We start from the raw sequence: 9021 nt of genomic DNA, 5'->3' as shown, positions 1-9021 counted from the left end.
GTTATCTGCGAAATAACGGAACAAAACCCATAGAAACCAAGCTGGAAAATACATGAGAATAACTTACAAAAACAGAAAAGGAGACAAGAAGAAAAGAACAAGGAAAAGACTGGAAACCAAATGAGAAACTCAATTACTTACTTAATTTTTTAAATTTATAAATTTAAATTTTTTATTATGAACAAAAAGTATTTAAGTGTGATCCTGTTCGGAACCCTTATGCTGGGAACGACAGGGACGTTTACGTCTTGCAAGGACTACGATGACGACATCACCAACTTGCAAACGCAGGTAGATGGTATCAAGGCCGACTTGAAAGCCTTACAAGCAAAAGTGGATGCCGGTAAGTATGTTACCAACGTCACAAAATCGGGAGTGGGTATCGTCATCACCTGGAATGACAACACCACCAGCACCATTGAAACCATCAAAGGTGACAAGGGTGATAAGGGTGAAGACGGTAAGGCCGGTACTGTTGTAACCATTGTCGACGGCTACTGGGCTTTCGACGGTGTGAAGTCTGAATACCCTGCAGTAGGGCCTAAGGGCGACAAGGGCGACCCTGGTAAGGACGGTGTTGACGGTAAAGACGGCGTTAACGGTACTAACGGTGCAGACGGTCACGATGCCAAGGTCAGCGAAAACGGCTACTGGATGGTATGGGATGCCGAAGCCGGCAAATATGTTGAAACCGAATACATCGCAGGCGGTGTACGTGCCGTCGAGACAGCCGGTGGTTACAACCTGACTGTAAGAGATGAGAACGGTGATGAACAGACTATCTTTGTTCCGACCAGCCCGATAATGGGTTACATTGATGTATTGAACAACGATGTAGCCGGATATCCTGTTGGCACTTATAATGATAACATGAAGGTTTTGTATGGCATCAACGCAAAAGATGTCAAGTATGGTCCTAATAAGGAGAAAACCTTGGCTAAGGGTCTGTATGTTACGCTCGACCGTGACTTGAAGTTGGTTGTCAACCCGCAGGAAACCGATGCTTCCGGTTATCACTATTCTTTGCTGAATTCTGCCAACCAAAACACACAACTGCTGTTCAAGGAGGCTGTTCCTTATAAAGGTGATGTGCTGACTCGGGCTGCTTCGGAGAACGGTATATGGGTTTTGCCGCATGACTTTACCCGTTACGAGGATATCACCGATGCCAGAACGAAGAACTATCTGCTGTTCAAGGCGAATGATGGCTATCGTCATGCATTGACTCTGACTGCTACACTGAACAATACAACCATCAAGACTCCGTATGATTTGGGAGCTTCCTTGAAGAAGATTAATGGAGTAACAGTATATATTAAGAATATGGAGAATTGCGCTGTTAACAAGGTGTATTTCCCGGATTACAGCTATCAGTCAGTTGATGCAAACGCAGTTTATGACTATTGGCTGACCTTCGAACAGAGTGCCTCGAACCTGAAAGCCGTTGAACTTTATGGTGCAAAGATTGTAGAAGACGGCCATGCATTTACCTACACAAGAGAAACAGGTGTAAACAACAATGTTCAATTGGTTTACAACTACATCTTGATGGACGGTACTGTAGTAGAGGGAGTCAGCGCACCCAGGTTCTGGGCATTGATGCGTGAAGAAATGGCAGCTGAACATACGATTACATTGGATCGTCTGGAGACGGCATTTAATGCTACATTCGTAAGCAGCTTGTGGGCTAATTCTTTGGGACATGCACACAATAGTGCAAACGGTCAACAAGTATTTGCTATGACTACGGAGGCTTATTCACTGGCCGGTCTGTTCTCTCAGATGAGTGATGTAGAAAAGCTGGTATTTAAGAGCGCTATGGCTAACAACTCATTCGAGGCCGAACTTATCGGTGGTGATGGCGAAAACAATACGCAGAATAATAATCACATCAACTTGCGTAACATCGCATATTCTTATTCGGCAACAGCCAACACCATTACCTTCCAGTTCGCTGTAAGTAGTGGATACGCTGCTAACTTCCTGTTGAATAAGGCTTATGAGTTGACAATGACAGTACTCGATGAAGATACGGGAACTCCGGTTGCTTCCATCGTTCTGCCGTTCGAGCTCTCTCAGCCGACGCTGAATATTATCCGTACCAATGACAAGTGGACGGTATGGTCAGGAGCAGCTTTGACTTCTTACGGTGCTTATGGACCTGCAACAAAAGACAATGGTACTCCGGCTAAGATGTATCTGCCTATGTATGAGGCATTCAAGGCTTGGACTACGAAATATACCGTATTCGATAAGGAAGCTGTGTATTATTGGTTGAAACAAGCCGACAAGGATAATGTATCTGACCCGACTGTTCAGTTCTTAGGACAACCCGCAGGTACTGATGTTCATCTCAATCCTAATTTGACATACAGCTCTACTTGGTCACAATGGGCGACTTGGGCAAACGATGCATCTGTAACTTATAATGCAGCAGGCGCAGAAGTTGAAAAGAAAGTTTCCGTAAAAGCTTCGTTCAGTCACTACGGCGTATATCCTGAACCGAGTGTAACGAACTTCGACCTGACATTCGCCAGCTTGCTGAAACACTCTACTCTGAAGATGGCTGCCGGCAAGGAAACGTTGGTTGTCAATACAGGTACGCACGATGTATTCATCTCGAATGACAATCTGGATCTGACGACCCCGGTAGGCGGTAAGTTCTTCTTCTTCGACGGCATCGATGGAAATGAAACAGTCGTAGCACGTAAGACTCTGAACGAAGCCAGCTTCAACGAAGAGCAGCGTGGATTTATGACAGTAAATGAAATCTATCAAGAAGCCAGATTTGAGGCAAAAGCCAAGAACGGTTCTACGACTTACGACTTCAGACGTGGTGGTAAGGCCGGTTGGAAGATCGATCCTCAGACAGGCAAGGTATCTTACACTGTACCGGCTCCTGATGCACAATACATTAAGATTTATCAGGTAGATGCAGTATCTAAGCGTCAGGGTGTTAGTAATGAAGTAGCAGATCTTGAGGGAACATTGGTTGGCGGACACACAGGTGGTCTCGTTATCCAGTTGCCTACTTCCGTTGCCGACCAGGAAGAAGTGTTAATCACGATGAATGTAAGAGACGGCCTCGGCTTCACGAACAAATTGCAGTTCACTGTAAAGAAAATCAAGTAATCATCTGATTGCATCCTTTATAAAGAGCGACCCTCGGGCCGCTCTTTTTTTATGCTTTATGCCGTGCTTTCCCTGCATCACGGCGGCCTGCATCGAAGGGCCACGAATACAGCCTGTTAAGGGTTGCGGCGGGATGCCGTGTTACCCTCTCACCTTTCATTGCCTTTTTCGAAAAAACTTCGTCTTTCGTTTGCCTCTCCTCTCGCCTTTCGCTACCTTTGCCGCAAAGAAACAGAATATGAAGACGCAAAAGTTAACGCAAATAGTCATTCAAGGATATCGTTCCATTTCTTTTGACCATCCGGTCAGACTGGATATCGGCAGCATTAATATTTTGTTGGGAGCCAATGGAGCAGGGAAAAGTAACATCATCAGCTTTTTCAAGATGGTAGGGTATATGATATCCGGGAGCCTGCAACAGTATGTCGCACAGTCCGGCACCAATCAGAAGTTCCTGCACTATGGTTCTAAAAAGACACCTACCCTCTGTGCCGCCATTCGTTTTGACGACGATACATCCTATGCCATGTATCGGTTCAGTCTGACTACGGCCGTTCCCAATAAGCTTATAATCAGTTCGGAAACTATAGAGCGGAAAACAAAGCCTGACGAAAGCCCCGTCAGCCGGACCTTGTCGTCCGATTTCAATGAGTCGGCCCTGGTAAAAGCGACCGATACGGATTGCAGGCTTGTCGGGGACTTTCTATCGGGATGCAAGGTGTATCAGTTCAGCGATTCTTCCCTGTCGGCTCCGATGAGGCAGGCGTCCACTGTCGAATCGGCACACTACCTGCAATCGGAAGCGAATAATCTGGCCTCTTTCCTGTACTACCTGAAAAACAATTATACGGACGCCTACAACAGGATTGTCGATTATGTCCAGGGTGTTGTCCCCCAGTTCAAAGACTTTTATCTGGAACCCGAACACGGCTATATCTCCCTGAAATGGATTGACACGTCCCTGAATGACTATGTGCTGTCTGCCGACCAATTTTCTGACGGCTCCATCCGGTTTATTTCCTTAGCCACCCTGTTGCTGCAACCGGAGGAAACGATGCCGAGCGTCATAATCATCGACGAGCCGGAACTGGGGCTGCATCCGTATGCCGTCGACCAGTTGACAGAAATGATAAAAGATGCTTCAAAACACGTACAGGTCATCATCGCCACCCAATCTCCGTCCATTATAGACGGTTTTCGTGCAGACGATGTCCTTATTATCGAGAGGGATGAAAACCTTCAATGCAGTACGGTGAAAAAGCTGAACGCGGAGGATTACAAAGACTGGTTAGACCACTATACGCTCAGCGAATTGTGGGACAAGAATATCTTGGGAGGGCGCCCCGTATGAAAACCTTGATTTTGAATGTATTATGCGAAGGGCAGACCGAAGAGGTGTTTGTGAAAGAGGTATTGAGACCTTATTTGATGGATAGGGAAATCGTTGTCAAGCACCGCCTTCTGCTGACATCCAGAAAACAGAACGCACAGGGAGGAATGCTCAGTTATCAACAGGCGAAACGGGACTTGACTCTATGGATGAAAGAAGTTTCTCGAAAAAGGAATGAAGTCCATTACTTCACAACCATGTTCGACCTGTACGCTTTGCCGGACGATTTTCCAGGTTATGCCGAAAGCCTGAACACTTCGGATGCCTATAAGAAGGTTGAAAAAATAGAAGACGCATTGTACGGCGACATCCGGCAACCCCGGTTTATTCCTTATATCCAGCTTCACGAATTTGAAGCATTGCTGTTTTGCGATTTGGACAAACTGAAAAAGGATTATCCCAAGAGTGCCGGGAATATAGATAAACTAAAATCCGTATTGCCGTCCCATCATGACAACCCGGAACTGATAAACAGTAACCCGAATACAGCCCCCAGTAAACGGATCATAAAAGTTATGGAAGACAGCGGTTATAACTATAATAAGCCGCGAGGGGCTTCGGTCACAAAATGGATAGGCATTGACAACCTGACAGCTAAGTGTCAACACTTTAAAGAGTGGATTGATAAATTGAAAAACATCGCAATGGAAGGGGACGTAAAGTGAACTTATCTTGCACGGATGACACATAGCCTTGCCCCGTCATGCCGTGCTTGCTCACCCGCTGACGCAGTGCTTTCTTAAGGCGTAAGGAAGTGCTTCGTCAAGGTGTAAGGAAGTGCTTTGTCAGGGTGTAAGGAAGCACTGTGTCGTGCACTGAATCAAAAAAAGCAGACACAAAAAGAGGGTGTATCCTCTCAGATACACCCTCTTTCTTATTTATCAATATCGGCTGTTATTTAGCTTTATCGATATGAACTGTCAACGGAAGTCTGATTTCTAACTTGTGACCGAATACATCCGTTGTCGTCAGATGAAGTGTAGAAGCAACATCTGCCTGCGGAGTAATGTCACGAGCTACCACTGCAAATTGGATACCTTCGCCACCATTGACATTATCAATAGAAGGTACAAAGTATTCGTTCACCTGACCATTGGCGTCCGTGATTAATTCGACTTCTATATCATTCTGGAGATCTGCCAAATTCCATATTCCGGCTATGGTATTTACATTTGTCCAGAAATCCTTGAATGTACCCTTATAGGTAATATTATCATAGGTGCTCGTTGCGTTAATAGAAGTGAACTTATACGGGGAAGCCGCGCCCAGCAAAGGTACATTATAAGTCAATTGTTGTTTAACGCCGTTCCATGCAAATTTCTCTGCGTGAGCTATGCAACGGAATTCCGTTCTGAACGAATCGATTCTCGGAACCCACTGCTTCTCTACAAACTGGTTGGTTACTTCATCGTAAACATAGCTGATAAGACCAAAGTTGTAATATACACTAGTTGCATAATCCTGACCGTTTTCAATGAAGCTGTTGTCAACAGTCATTTCATAAGCAGCTGTACGTTTAGAAATCGAGTTGGTAACACCGGAGAACGTAAAGGTGTAATTCGGATCAACCGTTGTACTATATACAGCTACACCATCACTATTCCAGCTTGTAAATGTAGTAAACAGATTGAATGAGTTGGTCAGATCCATTCTACCATCCGTCTTTCCATCGGCAGGAGCAACTTGAGCGGTGGCCGGCAATACATAGCATAAGTATTTACCGTCAACAACCTGTTTATCCTTAGCGCTGTATCCGGTCGGGATAGTAGGCAATACTTTCTTGGCAGACAGATTCATTACGCCGATTGTAACTGTAGAACCGGCATCACTTCCACTCGTTCCAATCTTGAATGTCATCTTACCGGAGTAAGGATGGTTATCCACAAGTCTCCTTGCAGAAGCATTTGCAGAAGCATTGAATACCACCTTAATGTACTTCACATTCTTCAAATCTGTAGCAGATATAAAAGCAGAAGGATTGACATCCGTCTTTGTAGAACCCTCGATATTCTGTGCGTAGAGTTCTACATGGAATACATTATCAAGAATAAACTCACTACCACTGCCACGATGACCAATTAACGTACCATTGTCAATATCACCCTTGTCACCACGGACAGCTTCAGTCATCAGGCTGTTCAGTGTTATTTCAACGTTTCCGGAACCGGCTGCGGCAAGCAGTTCATTCCAGCCTTCCAAACCGGCAACAGGGATAAATGCACTCTTCATGCCAAGAGCTGTATTTGTCGTAGCAGTGATATCCTGAGTCGGAACCGTAATTGTGGCTGTAGGCTCACCTACCTGTACATAGAATGCTCTACCATCCGGGTCAACTAACGTACCGTCGGCATTGGCTGCATACACGCGGAAACCGATTACATCGTCATACTCGATATCGATGGACATGGCGGCTACTGCATTCGTGGGATCGTCTACGGTATAAACCTTGTTGATGCCCTTGATGCTGCTTTCATAGCTGTTCCATGCGGCCAATTCGGAATCCTGGTCACCGGTAGCGTTTACAAAGTCACGGTCTAATACAATGTAGAAGTACTTCACATTATATTGCTCACATATATCGCTCAGATCGACATAGAATGTTTCGCCGGCTTTTACGGAGTAAGCGTCCTCATCGTTTCTTGTATCACGATTGCTGGCATATGTATTAGTATAACTCAAAGCAGCCTGTACACTATTTTTCCATTCATATTCTATCGCGCCACTATGAATATTACTCCGAACATTGTTATAATCCGTAATCGACCAACGATTGTAAACATCTGCAACATTTGTCGGGTCGTTGATATCCTTATACAAATTGAAGTTCAACTCACTTGCGTTGTTGTTCTTATCCGGTGCCAGATCTAAAGTATATGCAGAAACTACATTTCTCTTAAACTCTTCGGTCTCAGAACCTTCGCTTGTTGCAGGAATGGTTGTTGCCTGCGAAATCTGAACGGCAAAGTATTTGGCATGGCCGTCACCGAACTTATCATTTACCGTAATGGCATCCATAAATTCGCCGTCAAAGTCATAACCGGCTTCATCGGCCTTGGGACCTACATGGAACTCGACTTCAACCAAACCGGTCTTATCTGCCGTTGCAGTGGAACGAGTGGCGTTCCCATTACCTAATGTTCCGTCGAAAGCCTTGACGTTTGTCACTTCAACCAGACCCAGTTCTACGAGGTCATTTCCCTTGCTGTCAATCAGATGAATATCCGACGTTGCAATGGTGGCATTGGCCGGGCTGATACGGAGCAGCGCTTGGGCAGTCAGTCTCTGACGGGTACCCTTTACGAAGGAAACGGCACCTTCCAGATTGCTGTCTTTCGGCATGTGCTTGATGGCAGTGCTGCCATACTTGTCTGTACCAAAGGTATAGGTCTGCACGGCGATGTCAGAAATCAGTTCCAACCGGGTGGTAGAATAGTACTTGCCTGTTTCCACGCAATATCCATTAACCAATTCTACGCCGGTAACACCTTTGTACACAGCAATATAAAGGATATTCAGGTTCTCATTGATTTCAGCGATGCTGTTGCTCAATGCGCCAACCTTGCTTTCCAGATCGGAGATGTCACTCTTCATGCTCACCAAGTCGGCGGGATCCAGACCGGCCAGCTTTTTAACGGCTTCTTCCAATGTATTCAGGCGGGTGTTAATGCCGGATACCTCAGTTGCATGTGTGGTCTTATAGGTTTCCAAAGCATCTTCCTGTGCTTTCAAACCGGTTTCCAGTTTACCTACGCGGTTAGCCACATCCTGCAATTCCTCCTCAACGTCGGCCAGCGAAGCTTCCAGAGCGGTATCGGCGTCCTGCAGAGCCTTCAGCGTAGCATCAGTTGTACCCTGCCATGCCTGCAAAGCCTCTACGGCACCTTGTACTTTTCCGATTTCAACATTGGCTTTGTCGATTTCAGCCTTTGTTGCCTCGTCACCTTTCTGAATCAGTTCGGTCAGTTCAGTCTTGGCTGCTTCCAGCTGCTTCTTGGCTTCGGCAATGGCGTTTGCCTGGGCTTCGGTAGCTGCCGCCTTGGCTTCAGCGGCTGCTTTTGCTGCCTCGTCAGCAGAAGCTTGTGCAGCCTGTATCGCCTTTTGTGCATTGGCGATGTCAGTCTGCATTGCGCTCTGAGCCGACGTCAAGCTTGCAATGGAGCTTTCCACTGCTGCCAGCTTGCTGCTTAAATCGCTCTTCTGGCCGTCAATCTGTTCTTGCAAGTTGGCGATGTCGTCGTCGTAATCCTTGCAAGACGTAAACGTCCCTGTCGTGCCCAGCATAAGGGCTCCGAACAGGATCACACTTAAATACTTTTTGTTCATAATAAAAAATTAAATTTATAAATTTAAAAAATTAAGTAAGTAATTGAGTTTCTCATTTGGTTTCCAGTCTTTTCCTTGTTCTTTTCTTCTTGTCTCCTTTTCTGTTTTTGTAAGTTATTCTCATGTATTTTCCAGCTTGGTTCCTATGGGTTTTGTTCCGTTATTTCGCAGATAAC

Annotated in this window: 4 protein-coding genes; 3 read left to right on the top strand and 1 reads right to left on the bottom strand. The window is 45.6% G+C overall.

The window, feature by feature from the left end; translation table 11 throughout:
- Positions 1 to 177 precede the first annotated feature (177 nt).
- From Q0Z70_RS12240 to Q0Z70_RS12230, 3 genes are all read left to right on the top strand, one after another.
- Positions 178 to 3132: a hypothetical protein gene (locus Q0Z70_RS12240; protein ID WP_298074919.1), complete on the top strand. Its 2955-nt coding sequence runs from the start codon at positions 178 to 180 to the stop codon at positions 3130 to 3132.
- 238 nt (positions 3133 to 3370) lie between these two features.
- Positions 3371 to 4483: an AAA family ATPase gene (locus Q0Z70_RS12235; RefSeq protein ID WP_298074918.1), complete on the top strand. Its 1113-nt coding sequence runs from the start codon at positions 3371 to 3373 to the stop codon at positions 4481 to 4483.
- Positions 4480 to 5187, top strand: a complete 708-nt coding sequence (locus tag Q0Z70_RS12230) for a DUF4276 family protein (RefSeq protein ID WP_298074916.1) — start codon at positions 4480 to 4482, stop codon at positions 5185 to 5187. Before Q0Z70_RS12235 ends, Q0Z70_RS12230 begins: the two co-directional genes overlap by 4 nt.
- Before the next feature lie 229 nt (positions 5188 to 5416).
- Here the strand turns inward: Q0Z70_RS12230 and Q0Z70_RS12225 are convergent, their stop codons facing one another.
- Positions 5417 to 8845, bottom strand: coding sequence for a hypothetical protein (locus Q0Z70_RS12225; RefSeq protein WP_298074914.1), 3429 nt, complete (start codon positions 8843 to 8845; stop codon positions 5417 to 5419).
- Between the last annotated feature and the right edge of the window lie 176 nt (positions 8846 to 9021).

The organism is uncultured Bacteroides sp. (assembly GCF_947632445.1).
Taxonomy (GTDB): Bacteria; Bacteroidota; Bacteroidia; order Bacteroidales; family Bacteroidaceae; genus Bacteroides.
Note: the sequence above shows the minus strand (reverse complement) of the source record. Positions and strands in the feature narration are given on the sequence as shown.

Excerpts from the sequence above, each read along its gene's own strand:
- Q0Z70_RS12240 (WP_298074919.1), top strand. The coding sequence starts at position 178 with ATGAACAAAAAGTATTTAAGTGTGATCCTGTTCGGAACCCTTATGCTG.
- Q0Z70_RS12235 (WP_298074918.1), top strand. The coding sequence starts at position 3,371 with ATGAAGACGCAAAAGTTAACGCAAATAGTCATTCAAGGATATCGTTCC.
- Q0Z70_RS12230 (WP_298074916.1), top strand. The coding sequence starts at position 4,480 with ATGAAAACCTTGATTTTGAATGTATTATGCGAAGGGCAGACCGAAGAG.
- Q0Z70_RS12225 (WP_298074914.1), bottom strand. The coding sequence starts at position 8,845 with ATGAACAAAAAGTATTTAAGTGTGATCCTGTTCGGAGCCCTTATGCTG.